This window comes from Candidatus Neomarinimicrobiota bacterium (genome assembly GCA_041154365.1).
GTDB classification, from domain to species: Bacteria; Fidelibacterota; Fidelibacteria; order Fidelibacterales; family Fidelibacteraceae; genus Fidelibacter; species Fidelibacter multiformis.
The window spans coordinates 1,637,951-1,662,385 of sequence record AP035449.1 but is presented as its reverse complement, the minus strand read 5'-3'; the positions used below and the strand labels follow the sequence as shown (position 1 = coordinate 1,662,385).

Genomic DNA, 24,435 nt, shown 5'->3' with positions numbered 1-24,435 from the left:
GGGTTTACACAAACGTTGGCGGTAATGTTAAACAACCACTACAAAACACTTAAAAAATGAAAGACATAATTGATAAGATATCATCATACAATATCTTTAACTATTTGTTTCCAGGAATTGTATTTGTCATTCTATTAGACCAGGTGACAAATTATGACCTGATAATTGAAAATAATTTTTTAGGTGCATTTCTTTATTATTTCATAGGACTTGTAATTAGTAGGATTGGCTCGATAATACTTGATCCGATATTCAAAAAAATAAAAATTGTGAAATTTTTTAGTTACTCCGACTTTCTTTTAGCGTCAAAAAATGACGACAAGGTTTCACTCTTTTCAGAAATTAATAACACGTATAGAACTCTCTCATCAACATTTTTTTGTTTACTAATATCAGTTATCTATGAAAAATTTGTTTCTTCTTTTTTTCAGTCAACTGGTATAGAAAAATATATCCTAGTTGTAGGTCTTTTAGTGTTATTTATCCTCTCATACAGAAAACAAACAGAATATATTAACGACAGAATCAATAATCAATTAACGAAATGATAAAAACGCACCACTTAAATGTCGGACACGGGGACACTATTTTGATAGAGTTTTTCGACACAAAAAGGCTTATGGTCATAGACTGTAACAGGTCAGCCGAATTTGACGATGACACTAAATTAGAATTGATAAATGAAGCACTTAGTATGGTGGACGAACCTACTAGAAATCTTTACAAATTCAATCTTTATGACAGAAAAAAATTATTTGAAAAAGCAGGCTATGACATTGGACTAACTGACCCGATTGATTACATTAATAATTTAGGTTACAAAAACATCTTTCGATTTATTCAGACCCACCCGCATTTAGACCACTTTAAAGGAATGAACGATTTATTTGAAAGCTTTAGCGTTTGGAACATTTGGTGTATTAAGAACAATTTCACAATGGACTTGACTAAGTTGAATGACTCTGAGAAGGTAGATTGGGCACTACTTAAAAAATTTAGAGATACTAATGAAAGAAAAATCGAAAACACAACAATTGTAAGACCTTATGCAGGCCATAGTCGAGACTTTTGGAGAGAAGATAACATCACCGTTTTATCACCCACTCCCGAACTTGTAAAACTTGCACAAGAGAAAGAAAATAGAAATATTATGAGTTATGTTCTTCTTGTAGAACACGGTGGACATAAACTAATTTTTGGTGGTGATGCAGAAAAAGAGACTTGGGAATATATTCTAGATAACTATGAAGAAAAAATTAAAAACGTAACAGTTATAGACGCTTCACATCACGGAAGAGACAGTGGGTATTATCAACCAGCAGTTAAAGTAATGAACCCAGAATATGTAGTGGTTTCAGTCGGTAAAAAACCATCAACTGATGCAACAAATAAGTATAAACAGTATGCGAGAAATGTATGGTCAACACGCTGGAAAGGAAATATTACTTTTACAATAAATTCCGACGGTTCTGGAAGCTATGACACTCAATATGACAGATAGAAACACTACCGCCAACAGCGTGTATGTGGCAATAGCGGGTGTATTGGTAAATCGAAGGTCTGTGCTTCTAAGAATCTTTGTGCTAAACGGACAGGAAAGTGCTTCTAATCCGCTACTGCACATACACGAAAACCGTTAGCCCACATTAAAAACAGACCAATTGAGAGCTGAAAATCAACATAGAAACGGTGTAATGGAAAAACTTAACGAAATATTTAACAATAGAGAATTAGCATCCATCATTTGGCTTGTAATTATAGGCTTGTACCTCCAAATTAATAAATCCACAAGAGAAGCATCCAAAAATCTATTGAAGGCATTTTTTCAATGGAAAATCACTTCGGTAATTCTTCTGGCACTTTCATATTCCGCTGCAATTGTTTGGATACTATGGACAATCAAATTTTGGGATCAAGCTCTTTTAAAAGACATAATAATTTGGTTTATTGCTTCGAGCTTCTTTATTCTTATGAATTTGAACAAAGCTGAAAAAGAAAAAAACTTCTTTAAAAATATTTTACGAGACAATTTGAAGCTGATTTTGATATTAGAGTTTGTAATCAATTTTCATCAATTCAGCTTATTGGCAGAAATGTTCATTTTACCAGCACTTGCCTTTCTTGCAATGCTTCAGGTCATTGCTGAAAAAGAGGAAAGAACGAAAATTGTTAAGACCGAAATTGACTGGATATTTGTAATTATCGCGGTAACATTTTTAATAATTTCTATTCGGGATATTACAAATGACATTACTGGATTTGCAAATTATTCAAATCTAAAATCCTTCCTACTGCCTGTAATATTATCAATTTCATTTATACCCTGCGCATATTTAATTGCTGTATTTATGAATTACGAAATGCTTTTCGTAAGGCTTGGATTTTACCTTAAAAACAAGGGGGATTTAAGATTTGCAAAACTTAGAACTTTACAGAAGTGTGGTCTTCAAATATCAAAAATAAGAACGCTATCGCCTAAAATTAATAGTTTGTACAATGGCTCAACCAGAGAAGAAATTAAAGATATAATTTCCTAAAATATTGAATGGATAATGGTACTTTTTAAAATAGAAAATAACGAGCGATTTGAAGGAATTAAGGAACAACCTTTCAAACTGTAGATTCCGGCACAAACCTGCCACCCATTCCGGGTTAAACCTGCCAGTCATTCCGGTTCAAACCTACCACCAATTCCAGATAAAAGTTTACCACTTAAAGGTCTTTTTCCGGAATTCCCATAAAGATAATTTTCAGGAAGAATCTCCCGTGATAAGCGTCAACTATTATTCCCAGGCGTATTGCCTCACGAGAAAATCACATTATTGTCAGGGGGCAGTTAAACTCCACCACCCCTGCACCCTTCAAACTGCACCACTAAAAGGGAAATAAATACCTACATATTCTGATTACGCAAAAGGAGAATTTGAACATGGGGAATACTCTAAAGATGGAAAAGCAGATGCTGATCAAGCAATTGATCGCAGCAGGCTGGAGTGACCGTAAGATCCACAACAGAACGGGTTTAAACCGGCGTACGGTGTCGTCATATCGGAAAAAGTTTAAGAAGGAATCGGAAGCAGAACGCGTAAATGCCACCCGGAATAACGGATGTGGGAGTACAAGTCCCGGGGAGGCATGATGTGTTCAAAATGCACCGGAAAAGTGCCCACCGAAGGAGGGGGGTAGTTTGAAGTGCCCGATGTTTAACGACATTGTAAAAAGATGTGAACGTCAATTAAAATTCCCTCTTTAACAACCGAAGCTGCACGCTTACAGGCTTAATAGAGAAATCAGTATTTTTTAATTATAACATACATAAAGTCAAGTAAAACAAACAAAAAACTTGACATCATCATACAATTTTGTATTTTTAATAGTCGGATAAGGCATGGAGTATACATGAATATTACCCAAAAAATAGAAAACAGAATCAATCAGTTAGAACCCGGTATACCCTTTAAATATGAGCAATTAGGTATTGAGAGGGAAGAAATCGGTGCTGCCGCAAAAGCGATTGAACGGTTTTTAAATAAAGGGTTTATTAAAAGAATTTCAAGAGGTGTGTTTTATAAACCTAAAGAATCCGTTTTCGGGAAACTGAGGCCCAGTGAAGAAGATTTAATAAAATCTTATCTTTTCCGGAAGGGTAAACGCATTGGCTATATTACAGGTACCTATTTGTATAACCGAATGGGATTAACCACACAGTTTCCCAAGAACATCAGATGTGCCAGCAGTGTGAAACGCATATCCACAAGAATCGGGAATACTCAGATTAAACCGGTTAAAAGCTATGTAAATGTGACCAACGATAATGTTGTCCTGTTGGAATTGCTGGATGCATTTAAAGATTTTAAAAACATTCCAGACCTGAATGTGCCCTCATCACTCGCCATTTTAAAGAATAAACTCAAGCAATTATCCGATACAGATTTGTCAACATTAATACGATATGCGTTGAAATATCCTCCCCGTACACAAGCTTTACTCGGAGCGGTTCTTGAAAGTATGGGTATGAAAAAATATACCGTAAAATTAAAAGATAATCTCAATCCCCTGTCAACGTATAAACTTAGAATCAATGAGGATATTCTCCCTGAAAGAGTCCGTTGGAATATTAAATGATGAATCTGCACACTGATAAAGAACTTTTTCGTGATGCGGTCCAGGCTACCACGGATATTATGAATATGAGAGAGGTTTTTATTGAAAAAGATTATTGGATTACAGTTGTCCTGAAAGCAATATTCCAATCAGATATGGCGAGTCAGACTGTTTTTAAAGGAGGTACGTCTCTTTCAAAATGCTATCATTTAATAGATAGGTTTTCTGAGGATATTGATTTAGTTGTTATCCGAAATTCAGGTGAAAATGACAACCAATTAAAGAAGAAGATACGTTCAATCAGCAAAGTTGCCTCAAATATTCTCCCGGAAATTGAAGTGGAAGGATTAACGAATAAAAAAGGTAATATTCGAAAAACCGTACATCAATATAATTCGCTGTATGATGAATATTTGATTCCTGTCAGCAAAAATGTTGTTGTTGAAGCGTCATGGTTAGGTGACTTTGAACCCTATTCTGAAATGCAAGTCTCATCATTTATTTACGACATGATAGTATCAAAAGGTCACGCAGATTTAATCACGAAATATAATATGGAGCCTTTTGTCATTAAAGTACTAAGCAAATATCGAACATTTTGTGAGAAAATTATGAGTTTAGTCAGGTTTTCCAGATCAAAGGATCCCATATCTGATTTAAAGAATAAGATTCGTCATGTATATGATATTTATAAAATGTTAAATGATCGTGAAATCCAAATATTTTTTCTCTCTGAAAATTTTGAAAAGATGCTTGTTAAAGTGGGTAATGACGATATGATAAGCTATAAGAACAACAATTCATGGATTACTGAACATCCTTCCACAGCACTCATATTCCAAAAACCCCAAGAAACCTGGAAACAACTTAGTTCAGAATACAAGTCCCGTTTTAAGGATTTGGTTTTCGGGGATTTTCCGGCAGAAAAAGACTTGATCAACACACTTTCTAAAATTTCATCAAGACTTAATGAAATCAAATGGGATATTTTGTCATAGACGCAGTTAAACTCCACCACCCCTGCACCCTTCAAACTGCACCACTAAAAGGGAAATAAATACCTACATATTCTGATTACGCAAAAGGAGAATTTGAACATGGGGAATACGCTGAAGATGGAAAAGCAGGCGCTGATCAAGCAATTGATCGCAGCAGGCTGGAGTGACCGTAAGATCCATGGCAGCACAGGTTTAAACCGGCGTACGGTGTCGTCATATCGGAAGAAGTTTAAGAAGGAATCGGAAGCAGAAAGCGTAAATGCGACCCGGAATAACGGATGTGGGAGTACAAGTCCCGGGGAGGCATGATGTGTTCAAAATGCACCATTAAAGTGCCCACCGAAGGAGGGGGGTAGTTTGATGATCAACGTCAACTATTTTTCCCTGATACGCTCATTGTTTAACGACATTGTAAAAAGATGTGAACGTCAATTAAAATTCCCTGTCGTTTTGCCTCACGAATAAATCACATGATTTAGGAAAATCTGCCTCATTTGATTGTTCCGGTCAAATCGGACAGTTATTCCGGTTTCATTCCGGACACCCATTCCGGTTTCAATCCGGACACGATTCCGGTCCATTTCGGACACCCACTCCAACATACAATATCATCAGAATAGATAAAAATCCTTGCACCTTTTTATATGACGTATTAATTTATGAAAAAGATACGTATAGGGAGATGAGATGCAAACAAAATTGACACTAAGAATGGAAGATGAACTCATACATGCGGCGAAATCTGTCGCCCAAAAAAAAGGGAAGTCTCTCTCAAAAATGGTTGCCGATTACTTCAGAATACTGACGAAGAAAGAAAACACTGACACCATGACAGAATTACCACCCAATGTAAAATCTTTGTATGGGGCCCTGGCTGATTCACATGTGGATGAATCCGATTACAGGAAATACATCGAAAATAAATACTTATGAAAATCTTGTTTGACACAAATATCATTTTGGATGTATTACTTCTGCGGAAACCTTTTTATACGTCTGCTACTTTTCTATTGTCTCAGGTTGAACAGGGCAAAATTGAAGGCTGGCTTTGTCCCACAACGATCACGACCCTTGGATATTTAATCACAAAAGTAAAAGGGCCAAAGGAAGCAAAGAGACTCATTAAGAATCTTCTGAATATTTTCAAATTAACAGATTTAAATCGTTCCATATTTTTAACAGCCTGCAATCACAAAATCAACGACTATGAAGATGCCGTACTCCATGAATCTGCCCGTTTAAGCAATATGGAAGGAATTGTCACCCGTAATGTCAAAGATTTTAAGCACGCTTCTGTGTATGTATATGATCCGGATGAACTCATGGGGATGATCAAATCATCTTGAATGAATAACCCGGACTATTTCCTGATGTCTTATACAGTAAAAATGAATACATAAATAAATCTTCAAAATACACGTGTGAATTAAATAATAATTGCACGTGCTTTGAATGTTTTGTAGCTTTCTATCGGTACATGATCAACCGGAGGTGTGTTCCATGAACACGAAACTGACACTGACAATCGAGGAATCTGTGATCAAAAAAGCAAAAAAATACGCGTCAGGCAAAAAGAGAAGTCTTTCGGATATTGTTGAAAATTATCTGAAAGTGATTGCAAACGAAATTGAAGATAAGCAGAATAACGAGCTGACACCCCTCGTGAAATCACTAAAAGGATCCTTTAAAGCGCCTGAAGACTTTGACTATTCAAAAGAACTTTTGAAAGGCTTATCCGGGAAATATGTGGTCAATGAAAAAGATTCTGATTGATACAGATGTGATTCTGGATTTCTTTTTTGATCGAAAACCATTTTCGGATGATGCGGCTCAGGTACTGGCATTGTGTGAATCACATGAGATCACGGGATATGTCACGTCGGTTATTGTCAGCAATGTCTATTATATCCTCAGACAAACTGCCGGCCATCAAAAAGTGGTCGATAAACTGAAACAGCTTCTGAGCATCACTGAAATTCTGACGACAAACAAAGAGATGATTCATCAGGCACTGAATTCCGGATTCAGGGATTTTGAAGACGCGATACAAAATTTTTCTGCGGAAATGAGCGGTCAGGTGGATGTGATGATGACACGAAATACAAAAGATTTTAAACAGAGCGCCCTTGGTGTGATGAAACCCGGGAATTACCTGAAATTACGGCACCTGACTCACACGTAATATCACACATTTTATCTTTATTCTTGCGGATATTTTGTAAATATTTAAATTCAGCCGTTATTGTACGATTTTTTTAAATAGACAAATTGTTGCAATAATTTATCAATAATGATAAATTGTTACCATGAAATATGTCAGTTTGGTGGAAAAAGTATCCCATTTACCTGCTTTTACAATCAGGTTCCTGGCAGCAGGGGAGGATTTGAACCGGATAAGAGTACAGATTAACAGGTGGGTTCGGGATGGTAAGGTGATCAGAATTCACAAAGGGTTATATACGCTGGCAGAACCGTACAGAAAGGTAAATCCACACCCCTTTTATATTGCCAATATGCTTAAAAAGGCCTCCTATGTAAGCCTTCAATCTGCCTTGTCATGGTATGGACTGATCCCAGAATTCGTTCCCTCTTTCACCAGCATTACAACCGGCAGACCTCAGTCAATGGATACCCCTTTAGGCCGTTTTGATTTCAGACATGTCAGTAAAAAATATTTTTGGGGATATGAACAACATAAATTATCAAATGGTATTCATGCCTTTATTGCCAGTCCTGAAAAAGCGCTGCTGGATCTGATATATCTCACTCCGGGCGGAGAGAAAAAGGCATTTATCGAAGAACTAAGACTGCAAAATGTGAAACAGATCGACACATCCAAACTCACCCTGTGGACCCAAAGGTTTCACAGTGCTAAAATGATGCAGGCTGAACAACATATTCAGGATTTGATCGCGCAGGGAGATGGCATTGATTTATGAAAGAATATATTAAACAGCACATTGAGAATATTCAGGATATGAACCTTGCCCGGTGTCTCGTTCGTGAATATCTGCAGGCGAGAATCCTGGAATTTCTCCAGGGAAACGGGGCATTTACAAACTGGGTATTTGTCGGGGGTACTGCCTTAAGGTTTCTCTATTCTATGCCACGGTTTTCAGAAGATCTGGATTTTTCGTTGCTCAGAAGGGGAGAAGAAGACAGGTTTGTGGAGCACCAGAAGAAAATTAAAAAGGGTTTTGAGCAGGAAAATTATCAGGTAAACATAAAGGTAAACGCTGATAAAACGGTGAAATATGCATTTATAAAATTCCCCGGGCTACTCTATGAACTGAATCTGTCATCTGACAGACGGGAGATCCTTTCGATTAAGGTGGAGATTGATACCAATCCCCCTGAGGGTGCCATCACAAAAACGAGCATTCTTCGAAAACACGTCATGCTGAATCTTTACCATTATGATAAAAGTTCTCTTTTTGCCGGTAAATTGAATGCATTATTAAGCCGCAGGTATACCAAAGGCCGGGATGTCTATGATCTGATGTGGTATCTTTCAGACAGGTCCTGGCCTGAACCGAATATTACCTTACTCAATCATGCCCTTAGGCAGACGGGTTATAGAGGACCGGTTATAACTGTGGATAACTGGCGGGAATTCATTGTCAGGCGTTTATCCGGTTTCGACTGGAAACATGTCATCGCCGATGTAAAACCTTTCCTTGAAAAACAAAACGATATAAACCTGCTGACGCTGGATAATCTGACCCGGTGTCTCAATGAAAATATTTGAAATTTCTTTAAGCGGTTCAGCCGGACGATCATGAATAAGAACAATCTGAATAAATTAAAATCCATACCTCAACAAAAATCCCTCCACGATATGACACCGGAAGAACTGGAGCAACCTTTCCCCATCTGTAAATCGGAATGGTAAAGGGTGTCCCACCGTTTGCTGAATGCCATCGACTGGATCGTGGGAATCGCCATTATTGCCCGGATGTAACGTGATCCGGTTAAAAAGCCCTAATGTTTAGATTAATTGAAATTTTCAACACATGGCAATAGGAGTAAGACAATGGTACATGGTTTTTGGGGAGGTCCTGGCGTCACCTGGTTTATCTGGCTACTGGGAATGGTCATCGTCATTTTTGTGGTGTGGCTGCTTCTGAAATCTCTGATTCAGGGATCCGGCCGATACTATTCACGGGACAAATCCGCCCTGGATATTCTGAAAGAACGGTATGCCAAAGGCGAAATCGACAAGGAAAAATTCGATCAACGCAAGGCGGACCTGCTGAAAGACTAAACCCCTGAATGTTGTTCAAGTCATTTAATGTATATCACACTCGGAGTGTTTACTCTTTTTTCCCCGCTTTTTTCTTTTCTTCTTCCGGAACAATTTTGACCCGTTTTTTCGGTTTATCCATATTAATGAATTTCACTTCGCCCTGGACCATGGTGAGTTTAATCCCAAAGTCGTCATCAAAGGATGTGATATCCGCATAACGGCCGGGAAGGATATAACCGGTCTGAATCTGCTTACTGAGGACCGTCACCGGATTACAGGAGGCCATGCGCAGGGCATCATCCACATCAAAGCCCATACCTGCCAGGTTTTTCACTCCCTTGATCATGGTCAGGGCTGAACCGGCAATGGTATCGTCGGCTTTCCGTTTGAAAACCCCTTCGTCATAATAGACTTCCTCGTTGTTGGCAATCAGTGGACCGGATTTCTGCTCCGTGGGTTTCAGGGAGTCGGTGACCAGTACCATTTTGTTGATGGGTTTGACTTCCCGGAGGAGCTTGACAATGGCCGGATGCAGGTGATAGCCGTCTGCAATGATTTCACAGGAGACGTTGGGATGGATCATGATGGCTCCCACCACACCCGGATCCCGGTGATGAAGCCGCCGCATGGCATTAAAAAAGTGGGTGGAGTGGAGTATCCCCGCCTGAATGCCTTCCAGCATGTTTTCATAGGTGGCGTTGGAGTGTCCTGCCGAAAGGACGATCCCCTTTTTCGTGCAGTACAGGGCCAGCTCGTGCATGTTTTTCAACTCCGGTGCCACCGTCATGATGGCAATATTTTCCCCTGATTCCCGAATGAACCGGTCCATCAGATTCAGATCCACCTCTTTCATGTTTTCCTGGGGAAGGACACCCGGTTTTTCCCGGGACACAAAGGGTCCCTCCAGGTGAAGGCCGAAAATTTTGGCCCCCGGCTCTATCCCGATGGAAACCCGGACACTCCGGATGGCTTCGATAAAATCCTTGTCTCCCTGGGGATATAATGTAGGACAAAATCCTGTGACACCGTATTCCACAAGGGCTTTGGACATTTCCAGGATGGAATCCACTTCACAATCGGCCGTGTCAAAGCCGTGAAGACCGTGAATGTGGGTATCTACAAAACCGGATGAGACCCAGGAACCTTCCATATCGTAGACTTTCACATCTTTGGGCCAGGTCCGCTGTTTGAAGCGTTTTTCACTCAATACATCGGATATTTTGTTGTCTATAATGATGATGGATGAGTCTTCCAGCACGGTGATGCCCGTAAAGACTCTGGCATGACGAAGAACCACTGTATTGCTCATGTTGAATCCTTTATTTTTCCTTGGGAAATTACCAAAATTTCCTGTCAATAGAAAGCCCCCTTGTAAAATAATCCATTGCCGGGCCTGGATATAATGTCAATTCCCTGAGAGGATGGATCAGAAATCCGGTGTTTGCTCTCTTATTTTAGGAGGAGAATCTTCCGGCTTGCGTAAAGTCCCGGACCTTTCAGGGTCAGGAAATAGATGCCTGAACTCAGGTTTTGGCAATCCACCCGGGTCTGGAAGCTGCCCTGATCCATGAATGCCTCCCGGATGCGCAGGACTTCCCGGCCACTGATATCCCACAGGCTAAGGGAATAGCGCCCCCTTTCCGGCAGGTTCACCCGGATATTCAACAGGGGATTGAAGGGATTGGGCCAGCTGGAAAGGAGGGAGGGTGAATCCGGCAGAGTTTCTTCCGGTGCCGTGGGGTGAATGGATGCCGGATCCCCTTCAGGACTCAGATGGCGGTTGATGAGGACAGCGGCCGCATCCCCGAAGACGTAGGACCCGTCCGGGGCGTCCGTGACCAGTCTGATGACCGGCTGACGCAATCCTTCCCGCAGATACACCGTGGCCACTTTTGTCCATCCCGGGACAGACGGGTTTTTCTGATTTACATACACAGTGTCCGTCCCCTCCAAATGGGTGATGAGAATCTTGGCCCGGGTTGTGGCATTGTAATGTTTATTCGCGTACAGATACACATTATACCAGGCATTTTCCGGCAGGTCGGCATGATAGGTCAGGGTGTCGTTCGAATTAACCGGGGCATAATAACACTGTCCGGTGTGCAGAGGCATATTGCCTGTGTAAGCCGTCCAGCCCTCTGTGGCCGCCACGGCCCGGGAATTTTCGTGGATGATGCCCGTTTTCGGACGCCAGACGGCTCCCCGACGGAACGGCAGTGTGGCCCAGTCCTGATAATAGGTGGCCTTCAGTTTATTCCCCAGCTGATTGCTGTTTTTGCGCAATCCCTCGTAAAAGAAAAAGGCCTCTCCCTTTACATTCCGCTCCCGGTTGGCCTGCAGGGCCTTCATCAGGTAATCCTCTGACATGATGTAGGAACCCACATTCATTAATATCCCGGCATAATAAGCATGACGGTGATTGGGATAGTTTTGCAAAGAAGCCGTGAGTGTGCTCAGGTATTCATCATAGGAATACCGGTAGAGCTGGGGGATGATATCGTCACAGATTTCCTCATTCATCCAGGTGTAGGGATCCTGGAGGTATTCGTGATAACACCAGGGATACACGCTGGGACTGGAAGAAAAATTCAGGTTAGGGTCATAGGCTTTCACCGAATCCCGGACACTCCGGAACCAGGCATTCATCTTGTCTGCCCGCCACCGTTTCCAGTCTGCATTGCTGTAATCCTCAGGCGGCGCTGCACCTCCGTGTTCGGCTTTGTAAAGGCTCACCGTGACTGAATCATATCCCCCTTCCACAGGCATGGCAGGAATCCGGTCCGAGTATTCCACCCCGTCGATGTCGTAATTCCGGCAGACTTCCAGGGTCAGATCCCGGATCATGTCCTGAACCTCCGGATTGACGGCACTCATCCAGTAAAAATTGTTCTTCCAGGCCAGGTTTCCGTCTGCTGCCCGGAGTCCCCAGTGGGGTTTGGATTTCAGGATGTAATCGGGGTTTTCCTGGTAAGTGCTGGTCCAGTAGGTGGCAAAGCCATACTCAAACCACGGCAGGACCTCCATACCCCGGGCATGGGCTTCCACCAGGACGGTCTGCAGGGGATCCCGTCCCGAAAAGGAGGGATGGATTTTCCGGCGGAAAAGGCTGTTCATCACATTGCTGGGATACAAGGTGTGAACCCCGTCCGAACCGCTGGCATTCCACACGACCAGCAGAATGGTATTGATGTTGATGGAGGCCAGGTAATCCATGGCTTCGGCGATATTGGCATCGGAAAAGAGCACCTGGCTGTCCACATTGGTGATTTTCACCGCCCGGAATTCTTCCGGCGCCTGGCTGAAGAGACACGTGGTGACCGTAAAAGTGTATAACAGGATCAGTACAGATTTTTTCATCGATAAAACTCATTTTTTAACAGACGGGCGGTCCGGTTGTTGTCTTTGCGGAGTCCTTCGTAAAAGAAGAAGACCTCCCCTTTGTATCCCATAGCCCGGTTGTGACGAATCACATCCTCCAAAAAGGTATTGTCCATGGTGTATGTTCCCAGGTTTAGCAGAACACCCGGCAGGATGGGACAGTGATGCTCCGGGAGTCCCAGGGTATCGGGATGAATGGTGGCCAGGGCTTGTTGATACGCTTTCAGGTCGTAGCGGTAAATCTGGGGGATCATCAGGTCACAATATCCGCCCTTGATCCAGGCGGGCCAGTCCTGAAGATATTCGTCATAGGCCCAGGGATAGATGTTGGGGGCCCAACTGACAATGAGGTCCGGATCCACCTTTTTCACGGACCGGTACAAATCTTCGGCAAAAGCATTGAGGATATCCCCCCGCCATCTTTGCCATGCCGGATCCCGGTAATCCGCCGGGGGTTCCTGGCCGCTGTGCTCTTTTTTATACCGGGTTACGGTGTATTCCGAATATCCTCCTTCGATGGGATTGGCCGGCAGGCGGTCGTCTCCCTGAATGCCGTCCACATCATAGGTTTCCACCACTTCCAGGATCAGGGATTTGATGAAGGCCTGTACGTCGGGGTGGTAGGGATTCATCCATTCAAAGTTGTTTTTGGTAAGAAGATGTCCCTCCCGGTCTTTGGCTGCCCAGTGAGGTTTTGCCTGCAAAATGTGTCCGCCGTTGGCGTGATAGGAGGATGAAAAGCCGAATTCAAACCAGGGAATCACCCAAAAACCCTGTTCATGGGCATAGTCCGTAAGGTAAGCCAGAAAATCAAACCCGTCGAAATCCGGGTGGACCCGTATGCCGAATTCCCGTTCCATGATAGGACTGGGGTAAAGGGTATATCCCTGGTTCCAGACCACGGGGAAGAGGGTGTTAAAACCGTGTTCCTTGAGAAAATCCACGGCTTCCCGGATGGCTTCCGGACTCTCCAAAACCTCACTGTCCACATTGGTCATCCACACACCCCGGATGCGGGAAAGGTCAGGGGCTGCAGGGGTATGTCCTTTACAGCCGGCAGAAAAGCCAAAGATGAGCAAAGTGATAAGGGAATATGCCAGGGTTTTCATATCAGCTCCTTATTAAATGGTGTTGGTTCAGGGTATCATAAAGGGTTTGGGCGATCAATGTGTGTCCTTCCGGTGTGGGATGGACCCGGTCCGATGCCCATTGGTTTTCCCGCGATCTATCCAGGAGGGATTGAAACAGGGCATGGAGGTTCAGGCAGGGGAGGATGTAACGTTCAGCCAGATCAAGAATTCCCCGGACCATTTTTTCTGTGGTTTTCAGAACGGGGATGCAGGGATCTTTGCAGATATAAAAAGGTGTCATGAGCACCATGGACGTTTTGGGAAGGGTTTCCTGCGTTTGCCGGATCAGGGTGTTGTAGAGTTCAAGGAAATGGGATATACGTTTTTCTTCAGGGCTGGGGTGGTTTTGGGTCACGTGAGCGTCATTGATGCCAATGAGGAGTGTCAGCAGATCCGGTGCCAGGTCAAGGACATCCCGCTGCCAGCGGAGGGCGAGTCCTTCAATCGTATTTCCGCAAATCCCCTTGTTCAGGATTTCGAAGGGGAGGGACGGGTGCCGGGTTTCAATCATATCTTTCAGCCGGGCCACATATCCGTCCCCCAAAGGCGGTGTGTCGTTGGTCCGCCCGGCATCGGTGATGCTGTTGCCCATACAGAGAATCCGGAAAGGTGTCGCCATGGTTTAATTCCTTTTCGTGATGAATGCATAAAAGGTGCAAAAAATCAGCCATGAAAAAATAATATTTGAAATTCAGGAAACGAAGCTTTAATTTAGTTTGTAAATTAAACGAACTAATTAAGACGTGAGACGCTGATGAGTAAAGCACGCCTTTTAACATGGATCCTCGCCGTTATTCTGCCCGTACTGGCATGGGGGCAAACGACGGGGAAGATCAGTGGTGTTGTGAAGGACGCAAAAACGGGTGATCCCCTGATCGGGGCCAATGTGATTGTGACCGATTCCCAATTGGGCGCGGCCACCGGTGCGGACGGGAGTTTTGTGATTTTGAACGTTCCTGCCGGGGATCACACGCTCCAGGTGAATTATATGGGGTACAAGCAGGTGACCCTGACAGGGGTGGAAGTGTTGATGGGCCGGACGGCCCGGGTAGAAATTCTCATGGAAGAGGATGTGCTGCAACTGGGCGAAACAGTCACCGTGACGGCGGAGCGTCCCATCGTGGAGGCGGATAAAACCGGATCATCCATTCATCTCACGTCTGAAGAAATCAGTAATCTGCCGGTGGAAGGACTCCGGAATGTACTGGAACTGACGGCGGGCATCAGCCGGAATGCGGACGGCACCATCAGCATCCGGGGTGGCAGCGGCTATGAAATCAATTACCAGGTGAACGGTATCAAATCCATGACCACCAATACCGGGGCCACGGCCTTCGGCGGCATGAACGACAAGGCGGATAACAGCTGGAAATATGATGTAAATCCCTTGGCCGTCGCCCAGATGGAAGTGATCTCCGGCGGATTTAACGCCGAACACGGAAATGCCCAGTCCGGTGTGATCAAGGTCGTCACTAAAGAAGGCGGTGAAACTTTTTCGGGAGGATTCCGCATGGAATACCGGCCGCCTGGACAGTATCACTGGGGGGATTATCTGTATTCCAAAAATCAGATTGAATGGGAAAAATGGGGCGATTATGAGGCGTGGCTGGATAATTCCAAATGGCTCAGGGATACATCCTTCACCCTGAATGGCATCCCCTATAACCTGTATGAGGCTCAAAACGGCGATTATATCCTGAAGGATTTTAATGTGGACGACAGTGCCGCCATTAACAATTACAATTTATGGGTCAAAAACCACACGCCTTCCGGGGCGGATGTGACCCTGGTGGACGGCTATGAGATGGTGCCTGTCACCGTTAACGGTGAAACCCTGTACCGGAAGGATTTCACCCTGAATAGCCGGGAAAATCCTACCAATATCATGGGGGTCTACGATTACCGTAAAATCCCTGCCACCCGGTATATGTTCAGTTTTGGCGGTCCGCTGGGGAATGATCCCCAAAAAATGAATTTCTTTTTTGCCGGTGAATTGAAAAGCAAACCCACCCGCCTGCCGACCCGGGAAAAGACCCAGGACATGCAGAATCTCTCCTTTATGGTTTCCTGGAAACCTTCGACCAATCACAATTTCAAATTTACCAATATGTACCAGTTTTACCGCTCCGGCATGGGTTCCGGTTCAGAGGATGTCCGCTGGGCCGGTCTGTGGGGCTGGTACGGTGCCCGGCGGAAATATACCCTGATTTACGACCCCCTCCGGGAAGAGACAGTTTTGGCCCAGAATGTGGATTACAAGTACCTCTTTTCGTCCAGGACCTTTTTGCAGGCATCCGTGACGCACCAGAGCGAGGTGTTGTTTGCCCTCCAGCTTCCTGTCCCCGGTATTGAAAAAGATGCCCAGCGGGTGGCCCAGGGGCGGCAGGAAACACGCTTTCTGGAAGAGCGGGGACCCTGGTTTGAAAATTACCGGGATTACTATACCTGGTCCAGCCTGTATAACCAGGCATCCATAACCCATTATTATGAAGGCAATGTCAGCTTTACATCCCAGGTGAACGCCACCAATCTGATTAAAATCGGTCTTGAAGCCTGGCTCATGGATCAGGATTACAATGCGTCATCCTCACTCACTGTTTCATCGTATATCTGGCGGACCGGTTTTTCCACCAATTATAAGGCAAAAACCCGCTACTTTGCCGCCTACGCCCAGGATAAAATCGAATTTGCCGGGATGGTGGGGAATATCGGCCTTCGCCTGGATGCCTACAATTTCGGCGGCAAGGTCCCCATCAATAAATATGAACTTTTTTATCCTGCTGAAAATGAAGGATTTACATCTATCGGGATTCCGGCCTGGGAGGATTCCAAAACCTTTGTCACCCTCTCCCCACGGATCGGAATTTCCTTTCCCATTGCCGATAAAACCGCTTTTAGGGTCCAGTACGGCCATTTCCGCTCCATGCCCCTGATCCACCGGGCGCTGGACAATCAGACCAACCACGGATGGGGTAGCTATGGAAACCCCAATCTGGAACCTCAGCTGAGCGTCAATTATGAAATCGGGATTCAACAGAACCTGTGGGGGACCCATCAGCTGGATATTGTCACCTATTACAACGACCTGAAAAACCAGACATACGCCATCCATCGCGAAACCACTGCGGGGTCCATCTGGAAAACAGATGAATATTACGGAACCTATACCACATACACCAACAACAGCTACGGCAGTTCACAGGGGGTGGAAATCACCTTCCGGAACCGGGTGGCATCCCGCTGGCGTTATAACCTGACCTATACCCTGAGCCAGACCAAAATCGGATACCACGGACCCTACCTGGATCTGCGGGATATGACGGAAGACCAGAAACAGACCTACACTTACTCAGCCTCCGATTTTATTTCCGGCGAAGACCGGACCCACCGTTTCAATCTTTCGCTCTCCTATGGGATACCGGAAAATGCCGGACCGGAAGTCCTGGGACTCTATCCCATGGAACGGATGACATTCGGTCTCATCTACCGGGTGTCCAGTGGAGCCGCCTATTTCTGGAGCCCGTCCTATCAGACGGAACGGAATGTCCAGAACAACCGGCGCTATCCCCTGGAATCCGTCACCGACCTGCAGATTGAAAAAAATCTTACCTTGGGTGGTATCGATTTTATGGTCAGCATCAAAATCCGGAATCTCTTCAACAACAAACAGCTGACACCCATCGATAATTACTTGGAACTCTCTGAATGGGTGACCAAAGGTGTGACATACATGGATGGCGAACCGGATCCAACCCGGAATTATCACATATTCAATTACTGGCAGGCTTACCGGAACGTCCCCCGGGAAATATATCTGACCTTTGGTTTTGATTTTTAAACGGAAAATGACGGAATACATGATGAATCACTGGAAAAAATCAATCATTCTTCTCCTGATCGGCGTCTTAAGCGCCACCACGGCCCGGGGACAAATTATCAAACTGACCCGTGGCCGGTTATGGCACTCCTTTCATCATGCCCAGGAGTGTTCACCCTTGTCGGACTGGCAGCGGATGTCTGCAGGACTGGATTGGCCGGGCTATGAACCCACGGAGCTGAATGAAAACCTGGGAGGTACCTATACTCACATGGTGGCCGGAGGAATTTACCTGACAGCCCTGAAACCTCTGAAAGATGCCAGCAATATGACCTATTTTGATCCCGATTCGGTCCTGGGCTGGATGGATTTTGCCCTCAACGGGGACCGAAATACAAGCTGGGTTCAGGGACAGCAGCCTTTTGTGGCGAAAGTCCACCAGAAAAGATGGCCCAAGGGTGAAAATTACTGGGGCATGACCGATCCCTATGAAGCGGAAGAAGTGATTTACAGCTATCTGGAAAAAGATCCCCAGTATGATGACTCCAAAACCGATAACAAGAAATTCAATATCAGTATCAAGCGGGTGGTCCGCCAGTGGTCCGGTTCCGAAATCGATCAGGATTATGTGATTGTCCGCTATGTGATCCGGAGTCTGGAAAGTGAACGCCGGGTGGGCATCGACAGTGCCTATGTTTTGTTAACCTATGCCTTGTCCCCCAATCAGCGGGGATGGGCCTATACCTATCCGTCCTACCGGGCCGGCGCCAGGAATACCCACAGCCGTTGGGATAAAGATGAAAAACTCTTAACCGCCTGGGCCGGTGATTTTACCCTCAGTGCGGACCGGGATGACTCCTGGGATCCCTACGAATATTATCAGTACAGCGCCATCGACAATGTGGAAAGGCCTGTCACCGAATTCATGGCCCCCGGGATCGTGGGAATCAAACTGCTGGAAGTGACCCCCGATGATGGCCCGACTCCGGATGAAATCAACGGTTTTACCTGGTCTGCCGGGGCACCGGACAGTGATTATCAGGGTCCCTTTACGGCAGTGGCCGGAATGAAAAACAAATATGACGCCATGAAAGACCCGTCGCTGCTCTATGATGCTTTCCAGGACACCAACAGTGTTCTCATGGGACAAAGTCGCCTCTATGCCAATTTTTCCTTTGGTCCCTATAACCTTCGGGGCGGTGGACGGGATTCCATTGTAATCGTGGTGGGGCAGTTTGTCGGCGGGCTCCCTTACGGGAAAACGTTTCTAGATACCATTGATCCCGTTATTCGGGCGGAAAAAGCCCGTGAAATCAAAGCCGCTGCCGATTCTGCAGCGGAATTCCTCAACAATCGCCTGGAATTCAATTACACCCACGATTTTACCGTCCCCCTGCCTCCGCCGGGACCTGAATTTACCGTAGAACCCGATACGACCAGCGGTTCGGTGGCCAATCTGATTGTTTTTGACGGTTCCGTCGATTCCATCCCCGATCCCCAGGAAAATGTGGTGGATATCGCCGGGTATCGCATCTATAAATCCAAACGGTATCCCTTCGGCCCCTGGGAAAGGATTGCCGACTTTCCCGTAAAAGATCCCAATGTGTGGGATGAAACCCGACAAATGTATGTCTTCAGGGATTCACAGGTAGCCCTGGGTTATGGATACTATTATGCTGTAACGGCCTATGATACAGGACATGATGCCTGGATTGTGGATCCTTCTGTCTCCGTCCCGCCACTGGAATCCTCCCTCTATGCCAACCGGACGCAAAAACCTTTCTATTCCACCCTTGTTCCTGTAAAGGAAATTCAAGGAGCCCTGGATAATGTGGTGGTGGTGCCCAATCCCTTTTATGTGACATCCGGTTTTGAACGGGGTGGGGATGTGAAAAATATTCAGTTTGTGAACCTGCCTTCTCCCTGCACCATCCGGATTTTTACCGTGAAAGGGAATTTGGTAAAGGTGATTCACCATGATAACCCCTCCTCGGGTGTGGCTTTCTGGAATCAGATCAGCGAAAATGAACAGTACGTGAAAAGCGGTTTGTATTTTTACCATATTGAGGATGAAAATGGCAATACAACCCGGGGAAAATTTGCCATTATTAATTAATGAAAGCACAGGATAACGATTGATATGAAAAAAAGAGTGTTCCTATGGCTTGGCATCTTTCTGATTGTCAGCTCATCCCTCCGGGGAGAACTGAGAGAAAAGACCGGCACAACGGGATTTGTCTTTCTGAAAATCCCTGCGTCGGCCCGCTACATAGCCATGGGTGAAACGGGTATTGCCCTGCCTAACGTTGGTTCGGACGCCATCTTTGTCAATCCGGCCCTGGCTTCCCTGATCCCCCAAAACAATGCTTTATCCTTTTCCTACGGAGACTGGTACCTGGATACCCGGCATCAGACCCTCTCCTATACCCGCAATCTGAATCTTCTGGGATCGGTGGGCGTCCACGTGCTGAATTATCAGTTCGGTGAAATGACCAAAACCCGTGTTCTTTCTTCCTACGAAGCCGATCAGTTGACGGAAGGGGATAACAACAAATACCGTGATCTGGGAACCTTTACCGCCGGGGCCTATTCTGTGGGCATGACCTATGCCCGGCAACTGACAGATAAATTCTCTATCGGCACCAATCTGAAATATGTCCGTGAAACCATCGATGTCTATTCGGCGGATAATCTTGTCACCGATATCGGTTTTATCTTCTTTACCGGATACAAGTCCCTCCGGGTGGGCGCTTTTTTACAGAATTTTGGACTGGAAACCGAGTACGTGAGCGAAACTTTTAAAATGCCCCAGACCATGACCCTGGGTGTTTCCGGCGATATCCTGGGCTCCTACCAGTCTCCCAGCTACCTCTCTTTTACTCTGGAAGCCAAACACCCCAACGATGAATCGGAAAAAATCCATGCCGGACTGGAAGGATGCTGGAATCATATGCTCACCCTTCGCTGCGGGTACAAGCTGGGCAGTGATTATGAAAAACTGACTTTGGGTATGGGTATCCGCTTTGTGTTCCAGGCAAAACAGTTTCAACTGGATATGGCCTATATGAATCATGAATACCTTCAATCAACCATGAGATATACTCTCTCAATGGAGTTGTAAATGAGAGCTTCGACCTTCACGTGCCGCCTGATTCTTGGGATGCTGATTCTGGGATCCTGCACCCTGGCCCAGGATTTATCTCCCTATACCGTGAAACTCTTCGGCGGCTATCAACAGCAAAATACTGAGAAACTGGCCTCGGATGCCCGGGGCTTCCTGGTGGGAATGCAGGTGAACCGGGACCTGGTGAGCCGTCTGGACTGGAATGTCAGGCTGGGTTATGATTACAGCACTCTCGACGAAGATACGGTGCTGCTGGAGTGGGAGTGGGATTACTGGGAGCAGTATATCGATTGGATGCTGATGGGCGCAACTCAACTGGAAATCGATTCTATGAGTATTTATAAAGAGTACTGGCGGACCGATTCATCTTACCATGGTGTTTTTAATCCCCAACAAACCCTGGGTGAAGTGATGATTTCATCAGGACTGGAATTTGATCTGCCGGTGATGAAAAAAGTCTCCCTCTATGGCGGGGTGAACCTGGGAGCCAATATCTACAAACGGCGGATCAAAATGGTGGAGGACTGGACCAAGAATTTTACCTTCAATTTCGACAGTACCAAACTGGCCAATGATTTGATGGATGAATACGCTCAGGAACGTTTTGACATTTTTATGGATCTCCATGAGGATAATCCGGAAACCTACCCCCTTACCTATGATTACAACAGTGATTCTTCCAATGTGATCTACCGTTTCCGTTACGCCTACGACATTCAGATTACCCATTTTTCACCGGCGAAAACAGGCAGCCGTTTTTTTGCCTCTCCCTTTCTGGGATGCCGGGTAACACTGAACAAAACCGTGGATCTGGATCTGGGGTACTACGGGATCTTCTATCTGAAAAATGTGGAAAAACTGGAGGATCTGTTCCGCTTCGCCTCCCAAAGTGAACGCTGGTTCCCCTATGAATCCAAAAGCACCTTTGTGCTGAGTTTAACCTTCAATTATTAGCATTGAAAATCAGGACTATGAAAAAAACGTGCGTGATACTCCTTATTGTTTGCCTGGGAACCACCGGTCTTTTGGCCCGGGATCCGGGATATTACGGTGTTTCTGCCGGTGCTTCGGCGGTGGTGCCCCTTAGTGGACTTGCAGATCTGTACAAACCGGCACCTTCCCTGAAAATCGGCGCCGGATTTTTTCTGGAAAACGGCTGGTACATGGAAGGGCAGGTGGATCTGTGCCGTTTGGACCGTTCCAACCTGACGGGCTATGCCAAAGATCACGTGACCGTAAGCCTGGAATATGGGGGGATAATGTTTACCGGACATAAACCCCTGATCCGGTCCAATTCCTGGAATATTCAGTTTATTGCCGGCATGGGACCTTTCTACTGGAAGGGAATCCGGGGTGAAATTGCCCAAAATGATTCCCTGGGCATTCCCTACATCCCCCAAAGAACTCTTGAAGAGTGGAATATGGCCTTCCAGGCCGGGGCAGGTGTGGAATATTTTATGACACCTTCTCTCGCTTTGGAACTTTCTTCCGTCTATCGCCTGTTGGTCGGGTCCCTGTGGCCCACCATGCAAGAACATATTCTTATCGAACAGGTGAACGGGTTTCAGATGGCACATGTGAATCTGAAACTTCGCTACTATTTTTAAATGTATCATTGTGGAGTGCATCCCATGAAAAAAATTGTTACGATTCTGCTTTTTCTGATCATGGTTACATCTGTTTCCGGACAGGAATACAGGCTCGTCTGGGCTGATTATGATTTCATCAACGGGGATGATGTGACCCGCAGTGTGGCATGGAATCCCGTGACGGATCATCTTTTGGTGCCCACCCGCTTTGCCTATCCCCGGATTGTGATAATGGATCCGGAAACAGGAATTGTCATCGGTGAAATGGATTCCACGGGACTTGGAGAACGGGGAACAGCAGAAGAAGGCATTGAACTCATCGACGTGACGGCGGACGGGAAAATCTATCTGTGTAACCTGGGATGGAAAGAATCGGACTGGAATTTTACCGTGTGGGAATTTGAGAATGAGGATAGCCGGGCAAAAGTCGTTTTTGATCAGTTAGTGAATAGTCAGGATCCTACAGGCGGATATTATGACTGGTACGGCGCGTCCCTGGATGTGATTGGAACGGGGACAGATAAATATCTCTACACCTCAGGCTATCAGAATAACAAGATGCTGGTTTTGAAAATGGACGCCCGGGGCAATTTTGTAATAGACCGTTTTATCGAACTTCCCTCCATCAACAGCGCCCGTCACGGCATTTCAGCCGTTACACCGGAAGGTCCTTTTTGGATTAACGGGGCGGGGGACAGCTATCCGGCTCCGAGACTGATTGATGGCGAGGGAAATATCATTGCCGAAGTCCCCGATTCCATTATTTCCCATGGCGGAACCTCCACAATCCTCCACTGGGGCGTGGGCGATTATCAATTTGTTACCTGTGCCAATGGTTTTCTGAATAATACCCTCCGCTCCGCACGCTATTTCGAGGATGACCTGGGCACCATCACTTTCTCCTATTTCGGGGATGATTCCGATTCCCTGATGCTGGTGTACCAGGGAACATCCCCTGTGATGAATCTGAATTGCTCCGCCGATATTGTCTACGATTCCACCCGCCACTGGCTGTACACCGTAATGGGAAACAACAGCCTGGCCGCTGTGGATATGGATGGCTTTCTTAAAGTGCGCACACCCCGGGATACAGGGTTGCTGGCGATTCAGATCGATGGCAAAATGAAAGAGTATTGTGAATACGACCATGTGGGGACAAGCCAAAACCATGATTTGTACCTGACCTGGGGAAGCAATGCGGTGTATTTCGGCATAACCGACCATACTTTGCAGGATGCCACATTGAAAAATCAGCTTTTTCTGGCCTTTGACCTGGAACCGGACGGAGACGGGGGGAGTTCGGTGCCGCCGTCCGATGCAGGCGGCGTGAGCGCCCTGCCGTTCAAGGCCGATGTGGTGGTCCACCTGGAACCCTGGGACAATTTTGACTATACCACCGGCTGGGTGTACACCTGGAACGGCAGTGAATGGGTCGTAGGCAGCAGTATCGACGGATTTGATATCGGATACGGCGCCATGGCCTGGGTCGGCGGCGAGACGGATACCACCCTGACGGAAGTGGCCGTGGCTTTCAACAGCGCCGGACTGGGTGAAGATTTTACCAAAATCCGCATGATGACCTACAGTGCCGAAGCGGGAAGTGACGGTGCCATCCTCTGTGCATTTCCCGATGTGAATCCCACCGAAACAGGCGCTGCTTTTACAGCTTACTACGAAGCAGACAGCCTGGGATCTTACATGCTCCCCAACAATCCGGATTATCTGCGGGTGGTCAATTCTGCAGTAAGTGTAAATCCTGCAGGAAAAACCATGCCGGGGCAGTTTACTCTGTCGCAAAACTATCCCAACCCCTTCAACCCCAAAACGGAAATTATCCTGACACTGGGTGAAAAAGTCCACGTGGATGTCTCCGTTTTTGATCTTCGCGGACAGCTTGTAAAAACCCTGACACATGGTATCCTGAATCAGGGAAAGCATACGATTCAATTCGAAGATAAAAACCTTTCCAGCGGTGTATATCTGTACCGGTTGAACATCGATGGAAAGAATGTTGATACAAAGAAAATGGTATATATCAAATAGAAGGAT

23 protein-coding genes are annotated in these 24,435 nt (G+C 45.6%); 19 read left to right on the top strand and 4 right to left on the bottom strand.

The window, feature by feature from the left end; genetic code table 11:
• The first annotated feature begins 544 nt into the window (after window positions 1-544).
• The 13 genes from strainIA91_RS07160 to strainIA91_RS07100 all read left to right on the top strand — a co-directional run bounded on the left by strainIA91_RS07160 (window position 545) and on the right by strainIA91_RS07100 (window position 9,366).
• Window positions 545-1,501 (top strand): ComEC/Rec2 family competence protein, encoded by a 957-nt coding sequence (locus tag strainIA91_RS07160; RefSeq protein WP_400166098.1) that lies wholly within the window; start codon window positions 545-547, stop codon window positions 1,499-1,501.
• A gap of 193 nt (window positions 1,502-1,694) precedes the next feature.
• On the top strand, window positions 1,695-2,537 hold the full coding sequence (locus strainIA91_RS07155; RefSeq protein WP_400166097.1) for a hypothetical protein: 843 nt from the start codon (window positions 1,695-1,697) through the stop codon (window positions 2,535-2,537).
• A gap of 392 nt (window positions 2,538-2,929) precedes the next feature.
• Window positions 2,930-3,139: a helix-turn-helix domain-containing protein gene (locus strainIA91_RS07150; protein WP_400166096.1), complete on the top strand. Its 210-nt coding sequence runs from the start codon at window positions 2,930-2,932 to the stop codon at window positions 3,137-3,139.
• A gap of 260 nt (window positions 3,140-3,399) precedes the next feature.
• Window positions 3,400-4,125, top strand: a complete 726-nt coding sequence (locus tag strainIA91_RS07145; RefSeq protein ID WP_400166095.1) for a DUF6088 family protein — start codon at window positions 3,400-3,402, stop codon at window positions 4,123-4,125.
• Window positions 4,122-5,102, top strand: coding sequence for a nucleotidyl transferase AbiEii/AbiGii toxin family protein (locus strainIA91_RS07140; protein ID WP_400166094.1), 981 nt, complete (start codon window positions 4,122-4,124; stop codon window positions 5,100-5,102). The genes strainIA91_RS07145 and strainIA91_RS07140 overlap by 4 nt, the downstream gene beginning before the upstream one ends.
• Before the next feature lie 99 nt (window positions 5,103-5,201).
• Window positions 5,202-5,411, top strand: coding sequence for a helix-turn-helix domain-containing protein (locus tag strainIA91_RS07135; RefSeq protein WP_400166093.1), 210 nt, complete (start codon window positions 5,202-5,204; stop codon window positions 5,409-5,411).
• A gap of 378 nt (window positions 5,412-5,789) precedes the next feature.
• Window positions 5,790-6,035: a DUF6364 family protein gene (locus tag strainIA91_RS07130; protein ID WP_400166092.1), complete on the top strand. Its 246-nt coding sequence runs from the start codon at window positions 5,790-5,792 to the stop codon at window positions 6,033-6,035.
• Window positions 6,032-6,448: a PIN domain-containing protein gene (locus strainIA91_RS07125; protein WP_400166091.1), complete on the top strand. Its 417-nt coding sequence runs from the start codon at window positions 6,032-6,034 to the stop codon at window positions 6,446-6,448. Before strainIA91_RS07130 ends, strainIA91_RS07125 begins: the two co-directional genes overlap by 4 nt.
• Window positions 6,449-6,602: 154 nt before the next feature.
• On the top strand, window positions 6,603-6,875 hold the full coding sequence (locus strainIA91_RS07120) for a DUF6364 family protein (protein ID WP_400166090.1): 273 nt from the start codon (window positions 6,603-6,605) through the stop codon (window positions 6,873-6,875).
• Window positions 6,856-7,284 (top strand): type II toxin-antitoxin system VapC family toxin, encoded by a 429-nt coding sequence (locus tag strainIA91_RS07115; RefSeq protein ID WP_400166089.1) that lies wholly within the window; start codon window positions 6,856-6,858, stop codon window positions 7,282-7,284. The genes strainIA91_RS07120 and strainIA91_RS07115 overlap by 20 nt, the downstream gene beginning before the upstream one ends.
• 124 nt (window positions 7,285-7,408) lie before the next feature.
• Window positions 7,409-8,041: a hypothetical protein gene (locus tag strainIA91_RS07110; protein ID WP_400166088.1), complete on the top strand. Its 633-nt coding sequence runs from the start codon at window positions 7,409-7,411 to the stop codon at window positions 8,039-8,041.
• Window positions 8,038-8,850 (top strand): nucleotidyl transferase AbiEii/AbiGii toxin family protein, encoded by an 813-nt coding sequence (locus tag strainIA91_RS07105; protein ID WP_400166087.1) that lies wholly within the window; start codon window positions 8,038-8,040, stop codon window positions 8,848-8,850. Before strainIA91_RS07110 ends, strainIA91_RS07105 begins: the two co-directional genes overlap by 4 nt.
• Window positions 8,851-9,135: 285 nt before the next feature.
• Window positions 9,136-9,366: an SHOCT domain-containing protein gene (locus tag strainIA91_RS07100; RefSeq protein WP_400166086.1), complete on the top strand. Its 231-nt coding sequence runs from the start codon at window positions 9,136-9,138 to the stop codon at window positions 9,364-9,366.
• Window positions 9,367-9,415: 49 nt separating this feature from the next.
• On the opposite strand, the gene nagA is transcribed toward strainIA91_RS07100, so the two are convergent.
• The 4 genes from nagA to strainIA91_RS07080 form a co-directional block, all read right to left on the bottom strand.
• Window positions 9,416-10,657 carry an N-acetylglucosamine-6-phosphate deacetylase gene (gene nagA, locus strainIA91_RS07095; protein ID WP_400166085.1) on the bottom strand — a complete coding sequence of 414 codons (1,242 nt, stop codon included), beginning with the start codon at window positions 10,655-10,657 and terminating at the stop codon, window positions 9,416-9,418.
• A gap of 140 nt (window positions 10,658-10,797) precedes the next feature.
• A complete protein-coding gene (locus strainIA91_RS07090; protein WP_400166084.1) occupies window positions 10,798-12,705 on the bottom strand; it encodes a family 10 glycosylhydrolase in 1,908 nt (635 codons plus the stop codon).
• Window positions 12,702-13,835, bottom strand: a complete 1,134-nt coding sequence (locus strainIA91_RS07085) for a glycoside hydrolase family 10 protein (RefSeq protein ID WP_400166083.1) — start codon at window positions 13,833-13,835, stop codon at window positions 12,702-12,704. Before strainIA91_RS07085 ends, strainIA91_RS07090 begins: the two co-directional genes overlap by 4 nt.
• Window position 13,836: 1 nt before the next feature.
• Window positions 13,837-14,475 carry an SGNH/GDSL hydrolase family protein gene (locus strainIA91_RS07080; protein WP_400166082.1) on the bottom strand — a complete coding sequence of 213 codons (639 nt, stop codon included), beginning with the start codon at window positions 14,473-14,475 and terminating at the stop codon, window positions 13,837-13,839.
• A gap of 135 nt (window positions 14,476-14,610) precedes the next feature.
• Here strainIA91_RS07080 and strainIA91_RS07075 point away from each other — a divergent pair, with 135 nt between their 5' ends.
• The 6 genes from strainIA91_RS07075 to strainIA91_RS07050 are packed head-to-tail and all read left to right on the top strand — an operon-like array spanning window position 14,611 to window position 24,429.
• A complete protein-coding gene (locus strainIA91_RS07075; protein WP_400166081.1) occupies window positions 14,611-17,694 on the top strand; it encodes a carboxypeptidase-like regulatory domain-containing protein in 3,084 nt (1,027 codons plus the stop codon).
• 19 nt (window positions 17,695-17,713) lie between these two features.
• Window positions 17,714-19,789: a hypothetical protein gene (locus tag strainIA91_RS07070; protein ID WP_400166080.1), complete on the top strand. Its 2,076-nt coding sequence runs from the start codon at window positions 17,714-17,716 to the stop codon at window positions 19,787-19,789.
• Between the two features lie 24 nt (window positions 19,790-19,813).
• On the top strand, window positions 19,814-20,794 hold the full coding sequence (locus tag strainIA91_RS07065) for a PorV/PorQ family protein (RefSeq protein ID WP_400166079.1): 981 nt from the start codon (window positions 19,814-19,816) through the stop codon (window positions 20,792-20,794).
• Window positions 20,795-21,751 carry a hypothetical protein gene (locus strainIA91_RS07060; RefSeq protein WP_400166078.1) on the top strand — a complete coding sequence of 319 codons (957 nt, stop codon included), beginning with the start codon at window positions 20,795-20,797 and terminating at the stop codon, window positions 21,749-21,751.
• Window positions 21,752-21,768: 17 nt separating this feature from the next.
• Window positions 21,769-22,404: a hypothetical protein gene (locus strainIA91_RS07055; protein ID WP_400166077.1), complete on the top strand. Its 636-nt coding sequence runs from the start codon at window positions 21,769-21,771 to the stop codon at window positions 22,402-22,404.
• Window positions 22,405-22,428: 24 nt separating this feature from the next.
• Window positions 22,429-24,429, top strand: a complete 2,001-nt coding sequence (locus tag strainIA91_RS07050) for a T9SS type A sorting domain-containing protein (protein ID WP_400166076.1) — start codon at window positions 22,429-22,431, stop codon at window positions 24,427-24,429.
• Window positions 24,430-24,435: the final 6 nt, after the last annotated feature.

Excerpts from the sequence above, each read along its gene's own strand:
- strainIA91_RS07160 (WP_400166098.1), top strand. The coding sequence starts at position 545 with ATGATAAAAACGCACCACTTAAATGTCGGACACGGGGACACTATTTTG.
- strainIA91_RS07155 (WP_400166097.1), top strand. The coding sequence starts at position 1,695 with ATGGAAAAACTTAACGAAATATTTAACAATAGAGAATTAGCATCCATC.
- strainIA91_RS07150 (WP_400166096.1), top strand. The coding sequence starts at position 2,930 with ATGGGGAATACTCTAAAGATGGAAAAGCAGATGCTGATCAAGCAATTG.
- strainIA91_RS07145 (WP_400166095.1), top strand. The coding sequence starts at position 3,400 with ATGAATATTACCCAAAAAATAGAAAACAGAATCAATCAGTTAGAACCC.
- strainIA91_RS07140 (WP_400166094.1), top strand. The coding sequence starts at position 4,122 with ATGATGAATCTGCACACTGATAAAGAACTTTTTCGTGATGCGGTCCAG.
- strainIA91_RS07135 (WP_400166093.1), top strand. The coding sequence starts at position 5,202 with ATGGGGAATACGCTGAAGATGGAAAAGCAGGCGCTGATCAAGCAATTG.
- strainIA91_RS07130 (WP_400166092.1), top strand. The coding sequence starts at position 5,790 with ATGCAAACAAAATTGACACTAAGAATGGAAGATGAACTCATACATGCG.
- strainIA91_RS07125 (WP_400166091.1), top strand. The coding sequence starts at position 6,032 with ATGAAAATCTTGTTTGACACAAATATCATTTTGGATGTATTACTTCTG.
- strainIA91_RS07120 (WP_400166090.1), top strand. The coding sequence starts at position 6,603 with ATGAACACGAAACTGACACTGACAATCGAGGAATCTGTGATCAAAAAA.
- strainIA91_RS07115 (WP_400166089.1), top strand. The coding sequence starts at position 6,856 with ATGAAAAAGATTCTGATTGATACAGATGTGATTCTGGATTTCTTTTTT.
- strainIA91_RS07110 (WP_400166088.1), top strand. The coding sequence starts at position 7,409 with ATGAAATATGTCAGTTTGGTGGAAAAAGTATCCCATTTACCTGCTTTT.
- strainIA91_RS07105 (WP_400166087.1), top strand. The coding sequence starts at position 8,038 with ATGAAAGAATATATTAAACAGCACATTGAGAATATTCAGGATATGAAC.
- strainIA91_RS07100 (WP_400166086.1), top strand. The coding sequence starts at position 9,136 with ATGGTACATGGTTTTTGGGGAGGTCCTGGCGTCACCTGGTTTATCTGG.
- nagA (WP_400166085.1), bottom strand. The coding sequence starts at position 10,657 with ATGAGCAATACAGTGGTTCTTCGTCATGCCAGAGTCTTTACGGGCATC.
- strainIA91_RS07090 (WP_400166084.1), bottom strand. The coding sequence starts at position 12,705 with ATGAAAAAATCTGTACTGATCCTGTTATACACTTTTACGGTCACCACG.
- strainIA91_RS07085 (WP_400166083.1), bottom strand. The coding sequence starts at position 13,835 with ATGAAAACCCTGGCATATTCCCTTATCACTTTGCTCATCTTTGGCTTT.
- strainIA91_RS07080 (WP_400166082.1), bottom strand. The coding sequence starts at position 14,475 with ATGGCGACACCTTTCCGGATTCTCTGTATGGGCAACAGCATCACCGAT.
- strainIA91_RS07075 (WP_400166081.1), top strand. The coding sequence starts at position 14,611 with ATGAGTAAAGCACGCCTTTTAACATGGATCCTCGCCGTTATTCTGCCC.
- strainIA91_RS07070 (WP_400166080.1), top strand. The coding sequence starts at position 17,714 with ATGATGAATCACTGGAAAAAATCAATCATTCTTCTCCTGATCGGCGTC.
- strainIA91_RS07065 (WP_400166079.1), top strand. The coding sequence starts at position 19,814 with ATGAAAAAAAGAGTGTTCCTATGGCTTGGCATCTTTCTGATTGTCAGC.
- strainIA91_RS07060 (WP_400166078.1), top strand. The coding sequence starts at position 20,795 with ATGAGAGCTTCGACCTTCACGTGCCGCCTGATTCTTGGGATGCTGATT.
- strainIA91_RS07055 (WP_400166077.1), top strand. The coding sequence starts at position 21,769 with ATGAAAAAAACGTGCGTGATACTCCTTATTGTTTGCCTGGGAACCACC.
- strainIA91_RS07050 (WP_400166076.1), top strand. The coding sequence starts at position 22,429 with ATGAAAAAAATTGTTACGATTCTGCTTTTTCTGATCATGGTTACATCT.